General features: G+C 73.1%; 24 protein-coding genes. 17 read left to right on the top strand and 7 right to left on the bottom strand.

Annotation, left to right across the window (positions count from 1 at the left end; all coding sequences use genetic code 11):
* Nucleotides 1–9: 9 nt before the first annotated feature.
* Entirely contained in the window at nt 10–1449 is a 1440-nt protein-coding gene (locus ISU07_RS00830) for a TRAP transporter substrate-binding protein (protein ID WP_194704861.1), read from the bottom strand.
* 84 nt (nt 1450–1533) lie between these two features.
* On the opposite strand from ISU07_RS00830, the gene ISU07_RS00825 reads away from it, so the two are divergent.
* Genes ISU07_RS00825 through ISU07_RS00810 form a run of 5 tightly spaced genes read left to right on the top strand, consistent with a single transcriptional unit; the run spans nt 1534 to nt 5235 of the window.
* Nucleotides 1534–3294 carry a sensor histidine kinase gene (locus tag ISU07_RS00825; RefSeq protein ID WP_194704860.1) on the top strand — a complete coding sequence of 587 codons (1761 nt, stop codon included), beginning with the start codon at nt 1534–1536 and terminating at the stop codon, nt 3292–3294.
* Nucleotides 3291–3959: a LuxR C-terminal-related transcriptional regulator gene (locus tag ISU07_RS00820; RefSeq protein ID WP_194704859.1), complete on the top strand. Its 669-nt coding sequence runs from the start codon at nt 3291–3293 to the stop codon at nt 3957–3959. Before ISU07_RS00825 ends, ISU07_RS00820 begins: the two co-directional genes overlap by 4 nt.
* 9 nt (nt 3960–3968) lie before the next feature.
* Nucleotides 3969–4328 (top strand): sterol carrier family protein, encoded by a 360-nt coding sequence (locus ISU07_RS00815; RefSeq protein WP_194704858.1) that lies wholly within the window; start codon nt 3969–3971, stop codon nt 4326–4328.
* A complete protein-coding gene (locus ISU07_RS23715) occupies nt 4325–4624 on the top strand; it encodes a Rossmann-fold NAD(P)-binding domain-containing protein (protein ID WP_228521074.1) in 300 nt (99 codons plus the stop codon). Before ISU07_RS00815 ends, ISU07_RS23715 begins: the two co-directional genes overlap by 4 nt.
* A complete protein-coding gene (locus tag ISU07_RS00810) occupies nt 4567–5235 on the top strand; it encodes an NAD(P)-dependent oxidoreductase (RefSeq protein WP_228521073.1) in 669 nt (222 codons plus the stop codon). Before ISU07_RS23715 ends, ISU07_RS00810 begins: the two co-directional genes overlap by 58 nt.
* Before the next feature lie 69 nt (nt 5236–5304).
* Here ISU07_RS00810 and rocD read toward each other — a convergent pair whose 3' ends face one another.
* A complete protein-coding gene (rocD, locus tag ISU07_RS00805) occupies nt 5305–6534 on the bottom strand; it encodes an ornithine--oxo-acid transaminase (protein ID WP_194704857.1) in 1230 nt (409 codons plus the stop codon).
* Nucleotides 6535–6612: 78 nt separating this feature from the next.
* Here rocD and ISU07_RS00800 point away from each other — a divergent pair, with 78 nt between their 5' ends.
* Nucleotides 6613–7959, top strand: coding sequence for a dipeptidase (locus tag ISU07_RS00800; protein WP_194704856.1), 1347 nt, complete (start codon nt 6613–6615; stop codon nt 7957–7959).
* A 3-nt stretch (nt 7960–7962) separates the two neighbouring features.
* Here the strand turns inward: ISU07_RS00800 and ISU07_RS00795 are convergent, their stop codons facing one another.
* Nucleotides 7963–8424: a DUF1203 domain-containing protein gene (locus ISU07_RS00795; protein ID WP_194704855.1), complete on the bottom strand. Its 462-nt coding sequence runs from the start codon at nt 8422–8424 to the stop codon at nt 7963–7965.
* Nucleotides 8425–8559: 135 nt separating this feature from the next.
* Here ISU07_RS00795 and ISU07_RS00790 point away from each other — a divergent pair, with 135 nt between their 5' ends.
* Both ISU07_RS00790 and ISU07_RS24610 read left to right on the top strand, forming a co-directional pair.
* On the top strand, nt 8560–8931 hold the full coding sequence (locus ISU07_RS00790; protein ID WP_194704854.1) for a cupin domain-containing protein: 372 nt from the start codon (nt 8560–8562) through the stop codon (nt 8929–8931).
* A 4-nt stretch (nt 8932–8935) separates the two neighbouring features.
* Nucleotides 8936–9394, top strand: coding sequence for a MarR family winged helix-turn-helix transcriptional regulator (locus ISU07_RS24610; protein ID WP_194704853.1), 459 nt, complete (start codon nt 8936–8938; stop codon nt 9392–9394).
* Between the two features lie 502 nt (nt 9395–9896).
* Here ISU07_RS24610 and ISU07_RS00780 read toward each other — a convergent pair.
* On the bottom strand, nt 9897–10748 hold the full coding sequence (locus ISU07_RS00780; protein ID WP_194704852.1) for an acyl-CoA thioesterase: 852 nt from the start codon (nt 10746–10748) through the stop codon (nt 9897–9899).
* Between the two features lie 31 nt (nt 10749–10779).
* Here ISU07_RS00780 and ISU07_RS00775 point away from each other — a divergent pair, with 31 nt between their 5' ends.
* The 4 genes from ISU07_RS00775 to ISU07_RS00760 all read left to right on the top strand — a co-directional run bounded on the left by ISU07_RS00775 (nt 10780) and on the right by ISU07_RS00760 (nt 14408).
* Nucleotides 10780–11232 (top strand): VOC family protein, encoded by a 453-nt coding sequence (locus ISU07_RS00775; RefSeq protein ID WP_194704851.1) that lies wholly within the window; start codon nt 10780–10782, stop codon nt 11230–11232.
* Between the two features lie 112 nt (nt 11233–11344).
* A complete protein-coding gene (gene purF / locus ISU07_RS00770; RefSeq protein ID WP_194704850.1) occupies nt 11345–12880 on the top strand; it encodes an amidophosphoribosyltransferase in 1536 nt (511 codons plus the stop codon).
* A gap of 14 nt (nt 12881–12894) precedes the next feature.
* Nucleotides 12895–13965, top strand: coding sequence for a phosphoribosylformylglycinamidine cyclo-ligase (gene purM / locus ISU07_RS00765; RefSeq protein WP_194704849.1), 1071 nt, complete (start codon nt 12895–12897; stop codon nt 13963–13965).
* A gap of 257 nt (nt 13966–14222) precedes the next feature.
* Complete coding sequence (locus tag ISU07_RS00760) at nt 14223–14408, top strand: DUF3073 domain-containing protein (protein WP_194704848.1); 186 nt, start codon at nt 14223–14225, stop codon at nt 14406–14408.
* A gap of 126 nt (nt 14409–14534) precedes the next feature.
* Here the strand turns inward: ISU07_RS00760 and ISU07_RS00755 are convergent, their stop codons facing one another.
* Nucleotides 14535–15605, bottom strand: a complete 1071-nt coding sequence (locus ISU07_RS00755; protein WP_194704847.1) for a Glu/Leu/Phe/Val dehydrogenase dimerization domain-containing protein — start codon at nt 15603–15605, stop codon at nt 14535–14537.
* 110 nt (nt 15606–15715) lie between these two features.
* Nucleotides 15716–16684: a serine/threonine-protein kinase gene (locus ISU07_RS00750; RefSeq protein ID WP_194704846.1), complete on the bottom strand. Its 969-nt coding sequence runs from the start codon at nt 16682–16684 to the stop codon at nt 15716–15718.
* Between the two features lie 62 nt (nt 16685–16746).
* Here ISU07_RS00750 and ISU07_RS00745 point away from each other — a divergent pair, with 62 nt between their 5' ends.
* Complete coding sequence (locus ISU07_RS00745; RefSeq protein ID WP_194704845.1) at nt 16747–17313, top strand: RNA polymerase sigma factor; 567 nt, start codon at nt 16747–16749, stop codon at nt 17311–17313.
* On the opposite strand, the gene ISU07_RS00740 is transcribed toward ISU07_RS00745, so the two are convergent.
* The gene (locus ISU07_RS00740) at nt 17297–18619 is read right to left on the bottom strand and encodes a hypothetical protein (protein ID WP_228521070.1); all 1323 of its coding nucleotides are present in this window, start codon (nt 18617–18619) and stop codon (nt 17297–17299) included. The genes ISU07_RS00745 and ISU07_RS00740 overlap by 17 nt on opposite strands.
* Before the next feature lie 33 nt (nt 18620–18652).
* Between ISU07_RS00740 and ISU07_RS00735 the strand changes: the two genes are divergently transcribed.
* The 4 genes from ISU07_RS00735 (at nt 18653) to ISU07_RS00720 (ending at nt 22382) form a co-directional block, all read left to right on the top strand.
* Entirely contained in the window at nt 18653–19156 is a 504-nt protein-coding gene (locus ISU07_RS00735) for a mycothiol transferase (RefSeq protein WP_194704843.1), read from the top strand.
* Nucleotides 19157–19216: 60 nt separating this feature from the next.
* Entirely contained in the window at nt 19217–20533 is a 1317-nt protein-coding gene (locus ISU07_RS00730; protein WP_194704842.1) for an NAD-binding protein, read from the top strand.
* A 92-nt stretch (nt 20534–20625) separates the two neighbouring features.
* Nucleotides 20626–21834 (top strand): MFS transporter, encoded by a 1209-nt coding sequence (locus ISU07_RS00725; RefSeq protein WP_323742345.1) that lies wholly within the window; start codon nt 20626–20628, stop codon nt 21832–21834.
* Nucleotides 21835–21845: 11 nt separating this feature from the next.
* The gene (locus tag ISU07_RS00720; RefSeq protein WP_194704840.1) at nt 21846–22382 is read left to right on the top strand and encodes a TetR/AcrR family transcriptional regulator; all 537 of its coding nucleotides are present in this window, start codon (nt 21846–21848) and stop codon (nt 22380–22382) included.
* Nucleotides 22383–22442 lie beyond the last annotated feature (60 nt).

The following is a 22442-nucleotide window of genomic DNA, read 5'->3' as shown; positions in this document are numbered from 1 at the left end:
GTGATTTCCCTAGTCGGGGAGGTCGCTGACCCGACGCCACGGCTGTCCGAAGAAGCCCTCGGTGGCCTTCTGCAACGAGGGCAGGTTGTCGTGCAGGTCGGTGAACCGGATGGTGCCGTTGCGCGCGATCACCAGCCGGGCCGTGATCACCTCGTCGCTGCCCCAGTACAGCGTGAACAGGTCGTCCTCGTAGGTGTAGGTCCCGAACTCGTCGGGGTCGAGGAGCTCCGCGTCGGCCTCCTGGTGGTAGCTCCACAAGCCGTTGTCCAGGGTCCAGGTGAACTGCCCGACGTTGTCGCGAAGCTGGTCCGGATCGGTGATGCCGACGCTCGTCATGTCCTTGCGCGTCACCCTGGCCAGGTAGACCCCGTCGAGCGCGTGCGTGCCGCCGGCATCGCCGGAGGTGGCACCGTCGGGGCACGCGGTGATCGGGTCGGACGGCGGCACGGTCGAGACCGCTGCCTCGATGGCGTCGACCAGCCCCGCCGTGTCCGGATCCCGTTCCAGGTCTGCCCTGACCACGCGGCCGACCTCCTCGAAGGCCGCCACGTCGTCCGGCCCGGCCGCGACGATCTCCCCTCCTTTGCGGCAGAACGCCTGCGCGCCCTCCTCGTCGTCGAGGAACGCCGAGGGCGGATGGCGACGGACGGCGGCGGCCGCGTCGGCGAGGACCTCCCACTGGCCCGGGTCCAGGCGCGCTCGCAGACCGTCGGTGGCCACGAGGGTCTCGATCCTCGGGAAGAGGACGACGTTGCCCGTCGCGATGACGCGGTAGCCGGCGCTGGCGACGGCCGCGAACGAGGACTCCAACCCCCGCAGCGTGCCCTCCTCCAGATCGGGTGTCTCGACGGCGGTTCCGCCCAGCGACTCGAGCAGCTCGCCGACGGTCCGGGACCGAGGACTCCGGATCATCGCCCCGTCCAGGTCGGCGGGTCGCAGGACGGGCTCGCCGATCCCGAAGATCCGCCGGAGCTGTCCTGGCCACAGGTCGAGACCGGTGACCCCGGCGGCCGAGAGCCCGGCCAGCAGGTCGTCGCGCACGTCGGAGGCCAGGGTCGCGCGCATGGCCGCGTCGCTGGTGATGAGGAACGGCGTGTTGATCGCGCGGAGGGTGCTGACTCCGAGGAGGTCCCAGGCGCGCGAGGGAACGACCCCGAGGTCGTAGCTGCCGTCGGCCACCATCCGGGCGAGCACCTGGTCCGACCCCGCCGGCTCCGGGTTGGTGAGGTCCCACGCCACGTCGACGCGGATCTTGCCGGCGGAGCGGACGTCCACCTCGTGCGCGAACATCAGGATCTCCGGCGCGTTCGGCTCCTGCTGGGTCTCCGACGTCGCCAGGGTCAGCACCAGGCTCGGTCCGTCGACAGGGCTCGCGCAGCTGGTGACCGCGGGGGACAGAGCGAGGACCAGGCAGGCGAGCGTCGCTGTCGTCCGACGCGCGTGCGTCATGTCGAGAAGGTACGACCGTCGCGGCGCGCCGGCATCGGTCTTTTACCGAAGCGGAGCAGGTCACCGCTGGTCCATCATGGCGGCGTGGGCCTCAGCGGGACGCGGGTCGGCGCGTTGGCCGCGCCGGGCCTGTCGGCGGCGGCGCTGGTGGCGGGCGTGACCGGCGGGTTCGTGCTCGACGCCGCGGCACCGTACCTGGCCCCCTGGGACGTCTGGCCGCTACCGCTCGTCGCGACGGCGTACGCCGCGGTGGCGGCGTACGTCGCCACCGCGCGGCCGAGGCTGGCACATGTCGCGGCACTGCTGCTGGTGTCGGTGAGCGTGGCCGCGCCGGCCCTGTCGTTCGGTCTCGCCCAGCGCTCCTGGTCGTGGGTCGGGATCGGAGCCCTGGCGGCCTTGGCGGCCCCGTCCGTCGGCTGGGTCTGCGGTGCCACCCTGCGGGGCGAGGCGATGGGCACGGTCCCGCGACGGCTGCTGACGGTGGCAGTGGCGCTGGCGGCGTCGCAGGTGGTCGTCCGTGCCCTCGTCGACGACCCGGCGGCCTGGGGCTGGTGCCGGTGCGCGGGCAACCCGCTCGCGCTGACGTCCGGGTCCGGCCCGTTCGAACGGCTCGAGCCCTGGCTGGCGGTGGCGGACCTGGCGGTCGTGGGCCTCGTGGTGCTCGCGGTCGGGACGGCGTTCTGGGAGCGACCCGGCAGACGCGGCGTGCCGGAGCTCGCTCTGGTCGGCGGGCTGCTGGTCGCCGCCGGGGCGTGGGCGGTCGCGGACCTGGCCGTGTTGGCGGGTCGGCCCACGTCCGACGCGGGTCCCGCCCTGGCCGTGGGGCTCCTCGTCGTGCTGGCGGTGCACCTCGCCGGGCTGCGCCGCGGGCGGCCCAGCCGGGCGCACGTCGCCGACCTGTTGCTGGCGGCGCGGGAGCGCAGTGACCCGGCACGACTGCGCGAGCTGGTGGCCAGGGCCGTCGGGGACCCTGGCGCCGCGGTGTACTGGTGGGACCGCGAGTCGGGGTCGTACGTCGACCACCTGGGCCGGCCGGCGACCCTGGCCGCCGATCGACCGTCGACCCACGTCCTGGAGGTGGAGTCCGAAGGGCGGCCGATCGCCCGCGTCGTGACCGAGCGTCCCCTCGTGGTCGACCCGGGGATCCGCGGTCCGGTGGCCGAGGCGTTGCGGCTGTCGACCGAGAACCGGCTGCTCCAGGAGGAGCTCGCGGCCAGCCTCGTCCAGGTGCGCGAGTCCAGGTCCCGGATCGTCCAGGCCTCCGACGAGGCACGGCGGCGGATCGAGCGCGACCTCCACGACGGGGCGCAGCAGCTGCTCATCTCCACCGGCGCCAAGCTCAACCTGGCCAGCACGCAGGTCGATGCGGCCCGGGACCCCGCGCTCGCCGACGCCCTCGCCGAGGCGTCCGACGAGCTCGGGCGCGCCCTGAGCGAGCTGCGGTCGCTCGCGCGCGGGATCACGCCCACGGCGCTGGTGCACGGGTCGTTGACCGACGCCCTGGAGGATCTCGCCCTGCGCAGCCCGGTGCCGACGACATTGCACGTGACGGGCACGGAGGTCGTGCCCGCGGAGGTCCAGGCGACGGCGTACTTCGTGGTCGCGGAGTGTCTCGCCAACGTGGCCCGGCACGCCCACGCGACGACCGTGCGGGTCCAGGTGGAGCTGGGTCGTGGGTTGCGCGTCGAGGTTGCCGACGACGGGCGCGGCGGCGCCGAACCGTCGGCGGGGTCGGGACTGAAGGGCCTGCGTGATCGCGTCGAGGCGCTCGACGGGGACCTGACGATCACCAGCTCGGCCTCGGGCACGGCGGTCGTCGCCCTCCTCCCGAACGACGCGCCATGAGCCTCGCCCGGCCGAGGGTGCTCGTGGCCGACGACGCGGTCCTGGTCCGGGAAGGCGTCGTCCAGCTGCTGCGGGCAGGAGGGTGCGAGGTGCTCGCAGCGCTCGAGGACGCGGACGGCGTACGGAGCGCCCTGGCCTCGACCGGCGACGTCGACGCCCTCGTGCTGGACATCCGGATGCCGCCGACCCACACCGACGAGGGGCTGGCGCTGCTCGAACGGCTTCGGGCGGACGGGGTGCGCACGGGGGTGCTCCTGCTGTCGATGTACGCCAGTCCGACGCTGGCGCTGCGGGCCCTGTCCGCGGGCGGCGCGACGGGGTACCTGCTCAAGGACCGTGTCCGCGACGGTGGCGCCCTCGTCGACGCCGTCCGGACGGTGGCGCGCGGCGGCACGGTGGTCGACCCGGAGGTGGTGGCCCTGATGCTGCGGGCCTCGACGGGCGCCTCGAGGCTCGACGCGCTCAGCGAGCGCGAGCGCGAGGTGCTCGGGTTGATGGCCGAAGGTCGGTCCAACCAGGGCATCGCCAAGGAGCTGCACCTGGCCGTGAAGACCGTCGACAGCCACGTCGAGCACCTGCTGACGAAGATGGGTCTCGAGGCCAGCGTCGACGAGCACCGCCGGGTGCTGGCCGTGCTCGAGGTGCTTCGCGCCCTGGATGCCTAGGCTGGCCGGGTGCCTGCTCGACTCCGTCCCGCTCCGGCAGCGGAGGTGGCCTCGGCGCTCGCGGCCTCGCCGCGGTCCGAGGAGCAGACGCGGCTGCTGGTGAAGCACTTCCTGGCCGTCCTCGGCACGCGCGCGCCGGGCAGGTCCGTGGAGGTGCGCGTGCCGCCGTACGCCGCGGTGCAGGCGATCGAGGGAGTGCGGCACACGCGGGGTACGCCGCCGGCGGTCGTCGAGACCGACGCCGCGACGTGGATCGGGTTGGCCACGGGTGCCTTGGCCTGGGCCGTCGCCGAGGCGGAGGGGCTGGTGCGCGCGAGCGGCGAGCGGGCCGACCTCACGGCGTACCTGCCGCTGGTGGACGCGCCGTGATCGCCTCGGTCCCGTTCGCCGCGCTGGCGGCTGCTGCCGGCGAGGTCGACGGGGTGGAGTACGTCGTGTGGGACGGTGCCGAGCCGCCGCCGCGCGCCGACATCGAGCTGGTGGTGCTCGACTACCGCAACGCGCGGCTGACGCTGGACCGGCTCCCGTCGCTGCGGTCCTTGGCGGTGGTGCAGACCCAGACCGCCGGCGTCGACGGGATCGTCGAGCACCTGCCCGAGGGGGTGTCTTGTGCAACGCCCGCGGCGTGCACGACGACGCGACGGCCGAGCTGGCGCTGGGGCTGACGCTCGCCTCGCTGCGCGGCATCGACACGGCGGTGCGGTCGCACGGGCACTGGCCCGGTTGGCGAGAGAGGGGGCCGGAGCAGCGGTCGTTGGCGGACTCGCGCGTTGCCGTGCTGGGGTACGGGTCGATCGGCCGTGCGATCGCCGCCCGCCTGCTGGCCTGCCGGGCTCGGGTGACAGCCGTGGCCTCCTCCCCGCGGTCCGACGACCTGGTCGGGTCCGTGGTCACCGCCGCCGACGTCGACTGGGCCGCGCAGCACGTCGTGATCGTGGTGCTGCCGCTGACCCCGTCGACCCGGCACGTCGTGGACGCCGCCTTCCTGGCCGGGCTGTCCGACGGATGTCTCGTCGTGAACGTCGGCCGCGGCCCGCTGCTCGACTCCGACGCCGTGATCGCCGAGGCCGGCCGGCTGCGCTTCGCCCTCGACGTCACCGACCCCGAGCCGCTGCCCGACGGCCACCCACTGTGGTCCGCCCCCTCGGTGCTCGTCACCCCGCACGTGGCAGGAGGTACGACGGCGATGCTGCCGCGCATGGCCGCCCTGCTGCGGTCCCAGCTGACGGCGTACGTCTCCGGCCAACCGCTGCGCAACGTCGTGATTGCGGGGTAGTCCCTGACGTTTGGGCCCCATTCAGCGCCGAAGGGGGGCCCAAACGTCAGGGACTATCCCCGCGATCGCTCAGCCGCTGAACGACCCCATCACGGCCACGAAGGCGGCCACGAGGGTGTCGATGTCCTCCTCGGAGGCGACGAGCGGGGGAGCGAGACGGACGGTCTGGCCGTGCGCCTCCTTGGCGAGCACGCCGAGGCCTAGGAGGGCCTCGGTGACCTGGCGGCCGGTGGCCACCCCGTCGGTGATGTCGATGCCGCACCACAGGCCCCGGATCCGGACGGCGTCGAAGCCGTTGCCGATGAGCGGCGCGAGGCCGGCCTCCAGGCGGGCGCCGAGCTCGACCGCGCGAGCCTGGAACTCGCCGGTCTCCAGCATCGCGACGACCTCGGCGCCGATGGCCGCGGCCAGCGGGTTGCCGCCGAACGTCGAGCCGTGGCTGCCGGGCGTGATGACGTCGAGGACGCGGTGGTCGGCGGCGATCGCGGAGACGGGGTACAGCCCGCCGCCGAGCGCCTTGCCCAGGATGTAGACGTCCGGGACGACGCCCTCGTGGTCGCACGCGAACGTCGTGCCGCTGCGCCCGAGGCCGGACTGGATCTCGTCGGCCACCATGAGCACGTCGTGCTCGTCGCAGAGCGCGCGTACCTCCCGCAGGAAGCCCTCCGGCGGGATGATCACGCCACCCTCACCCTGGATCGGCTCGAGCAGCACCGCGACGGTGCTGTCGTCCAGGGCGGCGCGGATCGCGGCGATGTCGCCGTACGGCACCATCCGGAAGCCGGGCGTGTACGGCGCGTAGCCGGTCGTCGCGTCGGAGTCGTTGCTGAAGCTGACGATCGTGGTCGTGCGGCCGTGGAAGTTGCCCTCCATGACGATGATCGAGGCCTGCGCCTCCTCGACGCCCTTCACCTCGTAGCCCCACCGGCGGCTGACCTTGATGGCCGTCTCGACGGCCTCGGCGCCGGAGTTCATCGGCAGGATGAGGTCCTTGCCGGTCAGGCCGGCGAGCGCCTTCGCGAACGGCCCGAGCTGGTCGTTGTAGAACGCCCGGCTGGTCAGCGTGAGCCGGTCGATCTGCTCGTGCATGCGGGCCAGCAGGCGCGGGTGGCCGTGGCCGAAGTTGAGGGCGGAGTAGCCCGCGAGGCAGTCCAGGTACCGCTTGCCGTCGACGTCGGTGACCCACGCGCCCTCGCCGGTGGCGAGCACCACGGGCAGCGGGTGGTAGTTGTGCGCGGCGTAGGTCTCGGTGAGCTCGATGTGCTCCTGGGTGCGGCTGCCGGTCGTCGTGCTCGTCATGGCTGCATCCTCGCTCACCGACGGCCCGGTTGCCAAAACATTGTCTGACAATTTTTCGTGTCGCTAGGGTCCGGAACCATGGCGACGACACCAACGACCGACGAGCTCCGCGCGAAGGTGGCCGAGGTGCTTCCCGGCGTACGGCGCGACCTCGAGGACCTGGTCCGCATCGAGTCGGTGAGCGCCGACCCGGAGCGGGCGGGGGAGGTACGGCGGTCGGCCGAGGCGGTGGCCGCGCTGCTGGAGGCCGAGGGGTGCACGGCGCGCATCACCAGCGCCGACGGCGGCGGCCCGGCGGTGATCGCCCACAAGAAGGGGCCGGAGGGTGCGCCGACCGTGCTCCTCTACGCGCACCACGACGTCCAGCCCGAGAACGACCACGCCGACTGGGACTCCCCGCCGTACGAGCCGACCGAGCGCGGCGACCGCCTCTACGGCCGCGGCGCGGCCGACGACAAGGCCGGCATCGCGACGCACCTGGCGGCGCTGCGGATCTTCGGCGACGAGCTGCCGGTGAACCTGGTGTTCTTCATCGAGGGCGAGGAGGAGGTCGGCTCGGAGACGCTGCCCGCGCTGCTCCACGAGAACCTCGAGGAGCTGCGCGCCGACGTCATCGTCATCGCCGACTCCGGCAACTGGGACATCGGCGAGCCGGCCCTGACCACGTCGCTCAGGGGGCTGGTCCGGATGGACGTCGAGGTCCGCACCCTCACCCACGCCGTGCACTCCGGGATGTGGGGCGGGCTCGTCCCCGACTCCCTGATGACGCTGGCCCGGCTGATCTCGACCCTGCACGACGACCGCGGCAACGTCGCCGTGGACGGGCTGCACTCGGGGCCGGCCGCGGACGTCGAGTACCCCGAGGCGCGGCTGCGCGCCGAGTCCGGCGCGGTCCCGGGCATCGACTGGATCGGCGACGGATCCACGGTCGAGCGGCTCTGGACCAAGCCCGCTCTGAGCATCACCGGCCTCGACGCCCCCAAGGTCGCCGGCGCCTCCAACACCTTGGTGCCGGCCGCGCGCTGCCGCATCTCGATGCGCATCGCGCCGGGTGACACCACGGAGAACGCCGAGGCCCGCCTGCGTGAGCACCTCGAGAAGCACGTGGCCTGGGGAGCCGAGCTGGGCATGACCACCGTCGACACCGGGGAGCCGACCCAGATCGACGCGACGGGACCTGCGTACGACGCCGCCCGCGGTGCCTTCACCGAGGCCTGGGACGGCACCGCGCCGGTCGACATGGGCGTGGGTGGGTCGATCCCGTTCATCGCCGAGTTCCTCGAGGCGTTCCCGGAGGCGTCGGTGCTGGTGACCGGCGTCGAGGACCCCGACACCCGCGCCCACGGCGCCAACGAGGGCCTGCACCTGCCGGAGTTCGAGAAGGTGCTGCTCGCCGAGGCGTTGCTGCTGCGCAACCTGGGGTGAGGCCTACGCGGTCACCGCGTAGAGGAAGCACTGGGGCAGCACCGTGCGCACGTGCACGGCGCCGACGTCCGGCAGCGCCAGCAGCTTGTCGAGCAGCGGCTCGAGGTCCTGGTCGTCGTCGGCCAGCGTGTTGTGGGCGTAGTTCATGGTGCCGTCGGGCCGGTACGTCCGCAGGACCCGCGGTCCGCGCCGCAGCTCGTCGGGGAGCCCGTCCGACCGCCACCCGGCGCACGTCTCGGCATGCACGTACACCGGGCCGACCTCGCGCCACACCGACGGACCGGGCAGCGGCGCGTAGGAGATGAGGCCGATGGCCTCGCCGGCCCGCGCGTACCTCAGGCAGCAGCGCAGCGGCTCGCCGTCGCCGCTGGCCGGGAACGGCCTGAGGGCGTTGCCATGCCCGTCGTCACCCGCTGCGCGTACGGCGTCGAGGTGGGCCGGGTCGATCGCGTGCACCGTGGTCATGGGCCCAGCGTGCCCCGAGTGGAGGCGCGCTTCTGGCGGGAATCGGACGCGGGTTTCCGTCAACCGCGTTGACGGTTGGGTTCCCACGCACTAGTCTCATATCGTCAACCCCATTGACGAAAGGACAGAGGCTCGATGACCGTCATCACCGCACCCGACCAACCCACGCACGACCTGGGTGGCACCCGGTTCACCTCGCTCGCCACCCCGAGCCGAGGCTCCGCGGAGACCTCGGTCTGGGTCGTGGAGATCGACCCGGGCGTGCCCGCCACCCCGCACTCGCTGACGCGCGAGGAGGTGTTCGTGGTGCTCGACGGCGTGGCCGACGCAAGCGTGGACGGTCGCACGGCGACCGGACGCCGCGGGGACGCGATCGTCGTACCTCCCGGCGTGCCCTTCGAGATCGCCAACGGGGGCGACGAGCCGCTGCGGCTCCTGTGCTGCCTGCCCGTGGGCGGCCAGGCCGTCACCGGCGACGGACCGTTCACGCCGCCCTGGGCCGAGTGAGCACGTGAGCGAGCCCGTCCCGCTCGCACGGCTGCTTGCCGTGGCCTACCGCCAGCTCATCGACGGCCTGCACCACAGGCTCGCCGAGCTGGGCTGGGACGACGTGCGGCCGTCGTACGGCTTCGTCCTCCTCACCCTGCGCGACCGCCAGGCGTCCGTGTCCGAGCTCGCGGCCCTCCTGGGCGTGAGCAAGCAGGCGACGTCGAAGCTGCTCGACCAGATGGCGGAAGGGGCGTACGTCACGCGGGAGGTGTCGACGTCCGACGCGCGGCAGCTCGCGGTGGCGCTCGCGCCGCGCGGCCGGGAGCTGCTCGCCGTGGTCGAGAGGATCTACGCCGAGCTCGAGTCCGAGTGGGCCTCGGTGGTCGGCGCCGCGAAGGTGGAGCGGCTGCGCGGCACCCTGACCCAGGTGGTGCTGGCCGGCAACGAGGGCCGCTTCCCGGAGGTGCGCCCGACGGCCTGAGGCGTGCCCAGCACCACCAGCGCCGCGCGCTCCCACGGACGGTCGGCGGCGAGGTTCGGCTCCTCCTCGGTCATCCAGTGGTCCCAGAACTCCTCGGCCTCGGCGACCGTCCGGGTGCCGTACGACGCGTCGCGGGCGATCCCGCGGGTGCGGGCCGACGCGCGGTCGGACTGGACCCACACCACGAGATCGGCCAGCGGCGCCAGCGAGGCGCGACCCGCGCCGACCCCCTCGACGACCAGCCGTTCGCCCTTCCGCGGACCGAGGACGGTGTCGACGAGCTTCTTGTCCCACCCGAACCTCGAGAAGTCCCGTGCCACGTCGTCGGTGTGCACGACGGCGCTGCCCAGCAGGTGGGCGAGGTGCCCGGCGAACGTCGTTTTCCCGCCGGCCGAGCGCCCGTCGACCAGCACCAGCCGCGGCGAGCCGACCAGGGCGACGAGCGCGTCGTCGGAGACCTGCTCGAACGGCTCGAACGACGGCTCCTCGGGATGCAGGTCCATCAGCCGATCCTCGAGACGAACAGCTCGTGGTGCTTCTCGTGCCACGGCGCCGGCCGGCCTTCGGGGTCGACGTTCACCTCGACCACCCGGGACCGCGCCATCAGCCGGTCGCCGTCCAGGGGGTCGTGGATCTCCGAGTCCAGCGTCACCGAGGTCTGCCCGACGGCGGAGACGCGTGACCACACGTCGTACGCCTCCGGCCGCAGGTTCATCTGGGCGACGTGGTCCATCTCGCTGCGCGCCACGACCGTCTCGACCGTGCCCGAGACCCGGGCCTCCTGGAACACGTCCATCAGCACCTCGAGGTTCGCCTCGTGCACGTAGTCGAAGTACCTCACGTTGTTGACGTGGCCGAGCAGGTCGACGTCGGAGAACCGGACGCGGATCGGCCGGCGGTGCACGGTCCCGGTCTCCCAGGTCGCGGCCGGGGTGCGGACGTCCTCGAACGGCGGGTCGTCGCGGTTGGTCTCCAGGCGAGCCCGCTCCTCGGGCGTCAGCCGCCGCGGGCGCTCGGAGGCGAACACGTACGCCGCCAGCCTCGTCGTCGCCCGTGCGTGCACGCCGGCGGAGGTGCTCAGCTCGTAGCCGAGCGTGAACGACGCGGCGCGGAGGTCGCTGACCCACGTGCCCACGGTCAACGGCGCGTCGTCGTACCGGATCGGCTGCAGGTACTCGACCACGGTGCGCACCACGACCAGCCCCTCGCCCGGGTTCGGGGTCGGTGAGGTGTCGTGGTGGCGGAGCAGGTCGAGCCGCGCCTCCTGGAGGTAGTCGACGTGGAAGACGTTGCCGACCGTGCCGTCACCGTGCAGGTCGGCCCACCGGACCTGGCAGGCGTAAAGGTGTCGCACCCGACCAGACAAGCAGACGAGGCTGGGGGCCATGGGACTGCGCATGCAAGCCGTGATCGTCAACTGCCAGGACCCCGAGCCGCTGGCCGAGTTCTGGGCCGCCGCGCTGGGGTGGCGCATCACCGTCCGCGGCGACCCGGAGTGGGGCATCGAGCCGCCCGAGGGCAGCCGCGAGGACTGCGTGGTCGCGGACATGCTCTTCATCCGCGTGCCGGACGAGAAGCAGGTCGTCAACCGCCTCCACGTCGACCTGCGCCCCGAGGGTCCCGACGGCGACCAGGCCGCCGAGGTCGCCCGCCTCGAGGCCCTCGGCGCCACCCGCGCCGACGTCGGCCAGGGCGACGACGTGTCCTGGGTGGTGATGGCCGACCCCGAGGGCAACGAGCTCTGCGTCCTCGCGCCGTACCCAGCCGACGTCCAACCCCGCTGGCAGGCCCAGTACGACGCGTACCGACCGGCCGGCCAACCGGCGCCGCCGGGATAGTCCGGTGCGAATCTGCCGTCTGGACCCGGTGACGCACCGCCCGAACGCACCGGGCCATCCCGAACGACGCGGCGAATCGGGCCAGAGCAGCGGAGCCGCCTAGACTGCAGGCGTGCATCCGCAGGGCCGACCGGTCACTCGACGGGGGGGCGACGGACGTCTGACGCTGGCACTCGACCCGCAGGACCAGGGACCCCAGGACGCCTGCGGGGTGTTCGGGATCTGGGCGCCCGGCGAGGACGTCGCGAAGATGACGTACTTCGCCCTCTACGCGCTCCAGCACCGCGGCCAGGAGTCGGCCGGGATCGCGGTCAGCAACGGGCGGCAGATCCTGGTGTACAAGGACATGGGCCTGGTCTCGCAGGTCTTCGACGAGTCGACGCTGAGCAGCCTGGTCGGGCGCATCGCCATCGGCCACTGCCGGTACTCCACCACCGGCGCCAGCACCTGGAAGAACGCCCAGCCGACCTTCCGCCCCACGCACGACGGCTCGCTGGCCCTCGGTCACAACGGCAACCTGATCAACACCCACGAGCTCAAGCAGCTCGTCGAGGACCTCCCCACCGAGCAGGCCGAGCTCGACCTGCACCTCCGCGAGGTCGAGGCGTCCACCAACGACACCGGCCTGGTGACGGCACTCCTCGCGCACCACCCCGACACCACCCTGGAGCAGCGCGCGATCGAGGTGCTGCCGCAGCTCAAGGGCGCGTTCTCGTTCGTCTGGATGAACGAGGACACCCTGTACGCCGCCCGCGACCCGCAGGGCATCCGCCCCCTCGTGCTGGGGCGGCTCGCACGCGGGTGGGTCGTCGCCAGCGAGGACGCCGCCCTGGCGACCATCGGTGCCAGCGTCGTCCGCGAGGTCGAGCCCGGCGAGCTGATCGTCATCGACGAGAACGGCCTGCGCTCCCACAGGTTCGCCGAGCCGGAGCCCAAGGGCTGCGTGTTCGAGTACGTCTACCTCGCCCGCCCCGACGCCACCATCGCCGGCCGCAACGTCCACGAGGCGCGCGTCGCGATGGGCCGCCGGCTCGCCGAGGAGCACCCGGTCGACGCCGACCTGGTCATCCCGGTGCCCGAGTCCGGCACGCCCGCCGCCGTCGGGTTCGCGGAGCAGTCCGGCATCCCGTTCGGCCAGGGCTTCGTCAAGAACGCGTACGTCGGCCGCACGTTCATCCAGCCCAGCCAGACGCTGCGCCAGCTCGGCATCCGCCTCAAGCTCAACGCCCTGGAGCACATGATCCGCGGCAAGCGGATCATCGTCGTCGACGACTCGATCGTCCGCGGCAACACCCAGCGCGCGCAGGTGCGGATGCTCCGCGAGGCCGGCGCCCTGGAGGTGCACGTGCGTATCTCCAGCCCGCCGGTGAAGTGGCCGTGCTTCTACGGCATCGACTTCGCCACCCGCGCCGAGCTGATCGCCAACGGCCTCGACGTCGCCGAGATCGCCGCCAGCGTCGGCGCCGACTCCCTCGGGTACATCTCGCTCGACGGGATGATCGAGGCCACGAAGCAGCCGGCCGACCGGCTGTGCTCGGCCTGCTTCACCGGCCAGTACCCCATCGAGCTCCCCGACGAGCGGCTCCTCGGCAAGCACCTGCTCGAGCCGACGTTCGCTGCTGCCCTGCCCGTGCTGAACAACCCCTGACCGACAGGACCGCGATGACCGACGCGTACGCCGCCGCCGGCGTCTCCATCGAGGCCGGCGACAAGGCCGTCGAGCTGATGCGCACCTGGGTCGAGAAGGCCCGCCGGCCCGAGGTGATCGGTGGCATCGGCGGCTTCGCCGGGCTGTTCGACGCGTCGGCGCTGAAGGCCTACGACCAGCCGCTGCTCGCCACCTCCGCCGACGGCGTGGGCACCAAGGTGGCCATCGCGCAGGCGATGGACAAGCACGACACCATCGGGTTCGACCTGGTCGGGATGCTCGTCGACGACCTGGTGGTGTGCGGGGCGGAGCCGCTCTTCCTCACCGACTACATCGCCACCGGCCGGGTGGTCCCCGAGCGGATCGCGGCGATCGTCAAGGGCATCGCCGAGGCCTGCGTCGAGGCCGGCTGCGCGCTCATCGGCGGCGAGACCGCCGAGCACCCCGGGCTGCTGGAGCCGGACGAGTACGACGTGGCCGGCTCCACCACGGGCGTGGTCGAGGCGTCCCGGCTGCTCGGCCCCGGCCGCGTGCGTCCCGGCGACGCGGTCGTCGCGATGGAGTCCAGCGGGCTGCACTCCAACGGCTACTCCCTGGTGCGCCACGTGCTCCTCACCACGGCCGGCTGGCGGCTGGACCGGGACGTGCCCGAGCTGGGCCGCACCCTCGGCGAGGAGCTCCTCGAGCCCACCCGGATCTACGCCAAGGCCTGCCTCGACCTGGCCGACCGGCTGGCGGACACGTCCGGGGTGCACGCCATGTCCCACGTGACGGGCGGGGGCCTCGCGGCCAACCTCGCCCGCGTGCTCCCGGTGGAGGTCGCGGTCACCATCGACCGCTCGACCTGGACGCCCGCGCCGGTGTTCGACCTGGTCAGGACGGTCGGGCAGGTCGACCAGGCCGACCTGGAGCAGACCCTCAACTGCGGCGTCGGCATGGTCGCGGTGGTCGCGCCTGACGACGCCGACCGCGCGGTGGCTGCGCTCGCGAGCCACGACGTACGGGCGTGGGTGGCCGGCGAGGTGACCCGTGCCGAGGGCCCGGGTGGCACCGTCGACCTGGTCGGGCAGCACCCCGGCTGGTGAGCCCCGGCTCCGCTCGCAGCAGATTTCGAGACGGTTCGGCGATCCCGTCGCTGCGCTCCGGTGTCGCCGGACCTCCTCAATCTCCTCGCTCATCTAGCCCCCCGCTCGCACGCTCGCGGGGACTTGGCTCGGATTTCCGGACGTCGTGTGCAGGAACAGCCCGGCACCAGGTAGCGTTGCGCCTACGACAGAGACCGATCAGACCGGTGAGCCCGCTCGACGCGTGAGCCCCGGCCAAGTGCGAGGGGGTCGACCCTATGGGGCGCGGCCGAGCCAAGGCGAAGCAGACGAAGGTCGCCCGCGACCTGAAGTACCGCACACACGAGACGGACTTCGGGGCGCTCGCGAAGGAGCTCCACGGCGACGAGCCGGACTCCGAGGAGCAGGACGACGGTCCGGACCTCGACCAGTGGTCCGACTACGCCGAGCCGCGCCGGGACTGAGCTGTCGGTTCTGAACCAGGCACGTCACCGGGTCTCGACGCGCTCGCGCGACCCCGTTCCTCGGTCGTGTCGCTTGCTCGACCTGGCTGAGCCCACGCCGAGCGCTCGTTGCTCGTGCTCAGCTGCTCATCCCAGGTAGACGCCCCGCAGGCGTCCCACCTCGCGGATGCGACGCTCGGCCAGCCGGTCCGCGGCGATCGCCGGGGGCACGCCGTCGGACTTGGCCAGCGCGAAGACCCGGCGCGTCGTCTCGAAGATGCCGCTGGCCCGCTGCTGGGCGCGCTCGAAGGAGAAGCCCTCGAGCTCGTCGGCGACCTGGATCACGCCTCCGGAGTTCACGCAGTAGTCGGGCGCGTAGAGGATGCCGCGCTCCTCGAGCCGCTTCTCGACGCCGGTGTGCGCGAGCTGGTTGTTGGCGCCGCCGCAGACGATGCGGGCCGTCAGCGTCTCCACCACGTCGTCGGTGAGCGCACCTCCCAGCGCGTTGGGGGAGTACACGTCGAGCTGCTCGGCCAGCAGGGCGTCGGTCGACGCGACCACCTTCACGGCCGGGAACTCCTCGCGGACCCGCAGCACGGCGTCGGCGTTCACGTCGGTGACCACGACGGTCGCGCCGTCCTCGGTCAGGTGCCGCACCAGGTGCCGGCCGACCTTGCCGACGCCCGCGATGCCGACGATCCGGCCGGCGAGCGTGGGCTCGCCCCAGATGGTCTCGGCCGAGGCGCGCATGCCCTGGAACACGCCGTACGCCGTGAGCACCGACGAGTCGCCGGCGCCGCCGTGGGCCGTGGTGCGACCGGTGACGAAGCGGCTCTCGCGGGCCACGACGTCCATGTCCTCGGAGTAGGTGCCGACGTCGCACGCCGTGTAGTAGCGGCCGTTCAGCGACTGCACGAACCGTCCGTAGGCCCGCAGCAGCTGCTCGGTCTTGCCGGTCGCCGGGTCGCCGATGATGACGGCCTTGCCGCCGCCGAGGTCGAGGCCGGCGAGTGCGTTCTTGTAGGTCATGCCACGGGAGAGGTTGAGCACGTCGCGCAGGGCGTCGTCCGTGCTGGCGTACGGGTAGAAGCGGGTGCCGCCCAGACCGGGACCGAGTGCCGTGCTGTGGAGCGCGATGATCGCGCGGAGGCCGGAGGCGGCGTCGTGGCAGAAGACGACCTGCTCGTGCTCGGCGCTGGCTTCGAAGACGTCGGTCATGGGCGACCACTTTCTCGTGCGAGCCGCGAGGGTGGGCGGCGAGGATGAGGTGGCTCGCGCCGCGGCCTGGATCGCAGGCGTGGAGCGCGACCTCCAGCGTAGGCCCCCGGCTACTCGAGCATCGACACAACGGCGTACGAGGCCCCGAACATCGCCAGCGCCACCACCAGGCACAGCACGGCCAGGAGGACCGCCGGGAGCTCGCTGCTGGGACGCCGGCGCGGCCCGGCCGGCGGCTGCGGGCGCAGGCCGAGGACCGTGGTGGTCGGCACTGCCTCGGGCGCGGCCGCGGTGAGTGCCTCCACGAAGGAGGCGATGTCGGGCCAGCGGTCGTCGCGGTCCGGCTCCAGCCCGCGCAGGATCGCCTCGTCGACGTCGGGCGAGACCTCCACGAACGCCGAGGGCGGAGGCGGCAGCTTGGCCGTCGTCAGGTCGCGGACGCCGCCGCTGCGGGCGACGTGACCGGTGAGCAGGTGGTAGGCCACGGCCGCCAGCCCGTGCACGTCGGCGCGCTCGTCGATCCCGCCGCCGATGGCCTGCTCGGGGGCCATGTACGCCGGGGTGCCGACCACCTGGGTCAGCCCGCTGGCATGGATGAGGGCCTTGGCGACGCCCAGGTCGGCGACCATCACCCGCTCGCGGCCCAGCCCGTCGCTGGCGAGCAGGAGGTTCTGCGGCTTGATGTCGCGGTGCACGACGCCCCTGGCGTGCAGCACCGCGAGACCGTCGCCGGCCTGCATGACGATGGGGACCACGCGCTCCAGCGGGAGCCGACCCTCGGTGAGCAGGTCGGCGACCGTGCCGCGGTCGGCGTACGTCATCACGAAGTACGGCGTGCCGTCGGCCTCGCCGATGTCGTACACGCGCACGACGTGGTCGCTGTCCGACGCGCGGAGGATCCGGGCCTCCTCCAGGAACCGTTCACGGATGTCCTCGCGCTGCGACCAGTTGTCCGCGAGCGCCTTCACCGCGACGTCCGATCGCAGCTCGTCGTCCCGGAACAGCCAGACCGAGGAGAAGCCGCCGACGCCGAGACGGTCGACGCGATGCAGCCGACCAAGGCGTTCGGGGAGGGACACGCTCGGTATTGTGCCCTCACCCGACCGGGTCCACCCGGTTGGCTGACCCTCGGGGGAGTCGCGTGGTGCAGGAGCAGGACCCCAACCAGGACGTCGACATCGACGCGCTCGCGTTGCGAGCCGCCGATGGGGACAAGGACGCCCTGGACCAGCTGCTCGCGCTCATCCAGCCGCGGGTGCGCCGGATCTGCGGCCGGATGCTCCTCTACCCGCAGGATGCCGAGGAGGCGTGCCAGGACGCCCTGATGCTCGTCGCGACCCGGATCCACACGTTCGCGGGGCGCTCGAAGTTCACGACCTGGCTGCACGCGGTGGCGGCCAACAGCGCCCGCTCGACGTACCGCTCGCTCAAGCGCCGCTCCTCCGAGCTGCCCAGCGACGAGCTGCCGGTGAGCGCGGACCCGCGCACCACGAGCGTCATCGCCGGCAGCCGGCTCGACCTCCTCGACGCCCTCGAGGTCCTCGGCGCGACCCACCCGCTGCTGGTCGAGGCCCTGGTGCTGCGCGACATCCAGGAGCTCGACTACAACGAGATCGCGCTGCTGATGGACCTGCCGCTCGGCACGGTCAAGTCCCGCATCCACCAGGCGCGCAAGACCGTGCAGCCGCTGCTCATCGTGAAGCTGTAGCGACGACGACGTCGCCGTGGGTGCCGTAGCCCACGAGGTCGCCGCCGGCGCGGGTGCCGTCGAACGTCACGAGCGCCCACCCGCTGTCGGTCTCGACGATGGTCGGCCACGGCAGGTTGGTGGGGTACGGCGCATCGAGGGTCCCGACCTGCTCCAGGGCGAGGTCGAAGACGGGAAAGGTCATCCGCCGCTCGCGCGGTCCGTCGCGGCCGTCGCTGGCGAGCAGCCGCCACTCGCCGTCGAGCTTCGCGAGTGTCGGTCCCTCGGTCGCGGTCCGGCTCGGGTCGGCGGCCACCAGCTCGAGGCTGTCGAGGTCGGGCCCGGCCGCCAGTGCGGGGTGGAAGCGGAAGAACCTCGACGCCGTGACGAACGCGACCAGCCAGGAGTCGCCCGAGCGGACCAGGTGCGGGTCCCAGGTGCCGACCGAGCGCAGGCCCGTGGTCGGCAGCCGCAGGGCCCGGGTGTCGAGGACGTGGCGGCCGCGCGTCAGGTCGGCGTCCGACCGGGCGATCGTGGTGGTGACCGCGGCGTCCTTGTCCGCCCGGCTGAAGTCGCCCCAGGTGCTGGTGGCGACCAGCCACCCGGCCCCGTCCGACGCCCCGTCGCGCACCAGGTGCGTCGCGTTGTCGCCGTACACCCCGGGCTTCTCGGGCCGCCGGAAGAACAGGTCGGCACGGTGCTCGAGCCGCCACTCGTCGGGGTCCAGGCTCCAGACGCCGGTGTGCGCGGTGTCGAAGAAGCCCGGGCCCGCGTGCGTCGCGGTGAGCAGGAGGCGTGGTCCGTCGCGAACCGGTGTGCCGTCGACCTCGGTGACCAGGCGTACGTCGCGCAGGCCCAGCTGGCCGAACGCTCCGGCCTCGACGGCACCACCGCCGGTCGTCGACACGTGCAGGTCCGCACAGAACGCCTCGTCGCGGACGTCCAGCCGTTCCCTCAGGTCGTACCTGGCGCTGGCCACCCAGCGCCCGGCCTCGCGCGCGAAGGCCGTGAGCCAGGTGCCGGTGACGGTGATCCCGAGCTCCTCGGGGGCGTGCGGCAGCCGGCCGAACCGGCGGCTGCGGTGCCGGGTCGTCCGGCCGGCCGTCGTGACGCGCAGGCTGATCACGTCGCCGGCCAGCTCGACCGCGAGCTCCGCGTCGCCCGCGCCCAGGACGACCTCGCCGGCCCCGACGGCCGTCGCGGCGACGTACGGCGCCGGCTGCGGCACTGCCCACGTCCCCGGCCCTTCCGCGTGCACCTGGACGAACCCCGGCGCGACGAGACGGACCGGCCGGCGGCGCGCGACGATCTCGAAGCGGCCCGGCACGCGCCTCATCCTGGCAGGGCTACCGTGCACGACATGACCCCGGCTGACCTACTGACCGACGCCTTCGGACGCATCCGCGGCCTCGCCTACCGGGTGCTCGACGGTCTCGACGACGACGCCCTCGCCCACCGACCCGGGCCGGACGCCAACCCGATCGGCTGGCTGGTCTGGCACTCGTTCCGCGTCCAGGACGACCACGTCGCCGACGTGGCGGGCACCGAGCAGGTCTGGACGGCCCAGGGCTTCGCAGGACGGTTCGCGCTTGCCTACGACGACGCGGCGACCGGCTATGCCCAGTCCTCGGCCGACGTCGGCGCCTTCGCCGCGACCGCCGAGCTGCTGGCCGGCTACGCCGACGCCGTGACCGAGGCGACCCTCGGGTACGTGAAGGGCCTCGCCCCCGACGACCTGGACCGCGTCGTCGACACCTCGTGGGACCCGCCGGTCACGCTCGGCGTCCGGCTGGTCAGCGTGGTGGGCGACGACTTCCAGCACCTCGGCCAGGCGGCGTACGTGAAGGGCCTGCCCAGCGCCTGACGCCCTCCCACCCCGTGGACAGCCCCGCCGGCTGGGGCACCGTGTCCGGGACGATGGGCCATGCGTCGCGCCGGTTACCTGGTCATCGGCGACACCGTGCTGTCACGGCGCATCTGCCACGAGCTCGGTACGGCGGCGGAGCCGGTCGACCACCTCGTCGAGCCGGCCGACGACTGTCTGGCCGAGGCGGTCCTGAACCGACCGGCCGCCGTGGCCGTCGTGGTCCACGACGACGTGCTCGCCGTCCGCTACGCGCTCGCGATCGCGCACCTCGACCCCGACGTCCGGACGGTCGTGACGATCTTCGACCGCACGATCGCCGACCACGTGTCGTCGCTGCTGCCGCAGGCCGTCGTCACGTCCCCGGCGGCGATCGCCGCGCCCCTGCTGGCCGGGCCCTGCCTGGGCCGCGACGTGGTCGCGGCCTGGGAGGCCAACGGCGTCGAGCACCAGGTGGTCGACTCGGGGGGTCGGCGCCGGCTCCGCACCGTCCCCCGCCGGTCGCAGGGCGGGGTCGTCTCGGGCATGCGCCGGTCCCTGGGTCAGCTCGTCCTGCGGCTCGGCGTCCAGGACCTCAGCGCGCACCTGATGCTGGGCGGGCTGTTCGGCCTGCTGACCGTGCTGGTCGTCGACTTCGCCTGGCTGATGGTCGACGGGCGCCACAGCGCCAGCGCCGCCTTCCTCGAGGCCGCGCGGGTGGTGGCCACCGTCGGGCCGGGTCCCACCGAGGCGTCCACGGCGTACGCCATCTTCTCCGCGGTCGCCATGCTGATGTGCGTCGGCTTCACCGCGCTGTTCACGGCCGGGTTGGTGGACCGGCTGCTCGAGCCCGGTCTGATCGCCCTCCTGGGCTCTCGCAGCGCCCCGCGGCGCGACCACGTGATCGTGGTGGGCATGGGGCAGGTCGGCATCCGGCTCTGCACCGAGCTGCGTGGCCTCGGCGTCCCGGTGGTCGGCGTCGAGCGCGACCCCGCCGCGCCGCAGCTGCACGTCGCCCGTGCGCTCCGCCTCCCGGTCGTGTCCGGCCACGGTGGCGACCGCGGAGTGCTGGAGCGCGTGGGTCTGCGTCGCGCCCTGGCGCTGGCGGCGGTCGGCTCCGACGAGAACGACAACATCGCGGTCGCCATCGCGGCCAACGCGGTCGCGCCCGGCACCCGCGTCGTGCTGCGCGCCGGCGAGCAGGAGGCGATCGCCGAGACGCGTTCGCTGCTGCCGCTGGGCGTCACGCTGGACGTGTGGAGCATCGCGGCTGTGCACATCGTCGGGGTGCTCCGCGACGGCGGCGCCGTGGACCCGGTGGCGCGCCTGGTCGCCGGGGGTGACGGGCGCACCCCTGCGCAGGAGCGCCGGTCCTGCGGGCACGCCACGATCAGCTGAGACGGCAGAGGCGCGACCTCAGGGTTGGATGTACGTTTGTACATATGAATGCCTGCGGAGCCTCTCGGGGGCTGAGGCGGCGACGGCGAGCCGTGTGCGCGCTCTTCGGTCTGCCCGGGCTGGCCATCTCGTCCTGGGTCGCGCGCACGCCGGACATCCGCGACCTGGTCCGGGCGTCGACCGAGCAGATGGGCTTCGTGCTGTTCGGCGTCTCGGTCGGCTCGATGGCCGGCATCCTGGCCTCGGCCGCGCTGCTGCGCCGCTTCGGTGCCCGCGGCGTGACCACCGCCGGCATGGGCTGCATCGTCGTCAGCATGCCGGTGGTCGGGATGGGCGCCGAGCTCGGTGCGGGCGTCGTCGTGGCCGTCGGCCTGGGTCTCTTCGGCCTGGGCATGGGCGGCAGCGAGATCGCCATCAACGCCGAGGGTGCTGCCATCGAGAGGGCCGCAGGTACGTCGGTGCTGCCGGCCATGCACGGCTGCTTCAGCCTGGGGACCGTCGTGGGTGCCCTCGCCGGGGTGGCGTGCAACGTCGGGGACGTCCCGGTGGTCGCGCACCTGGTCGTGGTCGGTGTGGTGGGGGCGCCGGTCCTGCTGTCCCAGGCGCGACACCTGTCCCCGGACACCGGCCGCAGCGCGCGAGGCACCGGTCGGGTCGGGTCGCTGCGGCCGGGAGCGCGGCCCTGGCGGGACCGCCGGGTCGTCATGATCGGCGTCGTCGTCCTGGCGATGGCCCTCGCGGAGGGCGCGGCCACCGACTGGCTGCCGCTGGTCATGGTGGACGGCCACGGCATGAGCGCGGCCCTGGGCTCCTTCGTCTTCGCCGCCTTCGCCATGGCCATGACCGTCGGGCGGTTCGGCGGCGGGTGGTTCCTGGACCGGTACGGGCGGGCGTCGGTGCTCCGGTCCAGTGCGTGCGCCGCCGTGGTGGGCATCGGCTGCATCGCCCTCGTCGACGACCGCCTGGTGGCCTCGGCGGGCGTCCTGCTGTGGGGCCTCGGGCTGTCCCTCGGCTTCCCCGTCGCGGTGTCGGCGGCGGGCGACACGAGTGAGGGCGCGGCGGCCCGGGTGTCGTTCGTGACCACGATGGGCTACCTCGCCTTCCTGGTCGGCCCGCCGGCGTTGGGCGTCATCGGGGAGGACTTCGGCCTGCGCGTCGCGCTGCTCGTGCCCCTGGGTCTGGTGCTCGTGGCCGCCTTCCTGGCGCCGGCGCTGGCGCCCGAGCCCGGCCTCGACCCCGTCCTCGACCCCGTCCTCGACCCGGTCCTCGACCCGGGCCGTGCCTCCGGGTCGTCGCTGTAGGGTCTGTGCTCGTGCCGAAGGGGACGGTGGACCCGGACCGGCCGCTCCGCATCGCCCTGGCCGCGCTCGAGGTGGTGGCCGAGAGAGGCGTCGAGGGACTCACGCACCGACGCGTCGCCGCCGTGGCCGGGATCCCGCTCGGCTCCACGACCTACCACTACGCGACCCTCGACGACCTGCTCGCCGCCGCCATCGTGGAGGCCAAGCGGGCCACCGACGTCGAGCTCGAGGCCTGGGCCCGGACCCTCGGCCCGGACACCGACCTCGTCCGCGCCGTCGCCGACTACGTGATGCAGGCGCTCACGCACCACTGGGGCCGGACGGTCGTCGAGCACGAGCTCTACCTGGCTGCGCTGCGCCGGCCGCAGCTCAGCTCGTTGAGCCAGCAGTGGGACGACGCCTTCCCGGCCGTGCTCTCCCAGCACGTCGACCCGGTCGTCGCCCTGGCCGTGGCCCTGGTGGTCGACGGCATGTTCGTGCGGGCCTTCATCCATGGCATGCCCACCCGGGCCGACGTCGAGGACGTCCTGCGGCGCCTCCTCGGCTGACGGTCCCGAGCTTGTCGTCGGTCGACCGTTGACGTCTCCGCACCCATGAATGTACGTTTG

It is taken from the genome of Nocardioides islandensis, from assembly GCF_015352455.1.
GTDB classification, from domain to species: Bacteria; Actinomycetota; Actinomycetes; order Propionibacteriales; family Nocardioidaceae; genus Nocardioides; species Nocardioides islandensis.
This window is presented reverse-complemented; position numbering and strand designations above follow the sequence as displayed.

What these genes read in the sequence shown, in the direction of transcription:
- ISU07_RS00830 (WP_194704861.1), bottom strand. Translation starts at nt 1,449, where the DNA reads ATGACGCACGCGCGTCGGACGACAGCGACGCTCGCCTGCCTGGTCCTC.
- ISU07_RS00820 (WP_194704859.1), top strand. Translation starts at nt 3,291, where the DNA reads ATGAGCCTCGCCCGGCCGAGGGTGCTCGTGGCCGACGACGCGGTCCTG.
- rocD (WP_194704857.1), bottom strand. Translation starts at nt 6,534, where the DNA reads ATGACGAGCACGACGACCGGCAGCCGCACCCAGGAGCACATCGAGCTC.
- ISU07_RS00800 (WP_194704856.1), top strand. Translation starts at nt 6,613, where the DNA reads ATGGCGACGACACCAACGACCGACGAGCTCCGCGCGAAGGTGGCCGAG.
- ISU07_RS00795 (WP_194704855.1), bottom strand. Translation starts at nt 8,424, where the DNA reads ATGACCACGGTGCACGCGATCGACCCGGCCCACCTCGACGCCGTACGC.
- ISU07_RS00790 (WP_194704854.1), top strand. Translation starts at nt 8,560, where the DNA reads ATGACCGTCATCACCGCACCCGACCAACCCACGCACGACCTGGGTGGC.
- ISU07_RS00775 (WP_194704851.1), top strand. Translation starts at nt 10,780, where the DNA reads ATGGGACTGCGCATGCAAGCCGTGATCGTCAACTGCCAGGACCCCGAG.
- purM (WP_194704849.1), top strand. Translation starts at nt 12,895, where the DNA reads ATGACCGACGCGTACGCCGCCGCCGGCGTCTCCATCGAGGCCGGCGAC.
- ISU07_RS00760 (WP_194704848.1), top strand. Translation starts at nt 14,223, where the DNA reads ATGGGGCGCGGCCGAGCCAAGGCGAAGCAGACGAAGGTCGCCCGCGAC.
- ISU07_RS00755 (WP_194704847.1), bottom strand. Translation starts at nt 15,605, where the DNA reads ATGACCGACGTCTTCGAAGCCAGCGCCGAGCACGAGCAGGTCGTCTTC.
- ISU07_RS00735 (WP_194704843.1), top strand. Translation starts at nt 18,653, where the DNA reads ATGACCCCGGCTGACCTACTGACCGACGCCTTCGGACGCATCCGCGGC.
- ISU07_RS00730 (WP_194704842.1), top strand. Translation starts at nt 19,217, where the DNA reads ATGCGTCGCGCCGGTTACCTGGTCATCGGCGACACCGTGCTGTCACGG.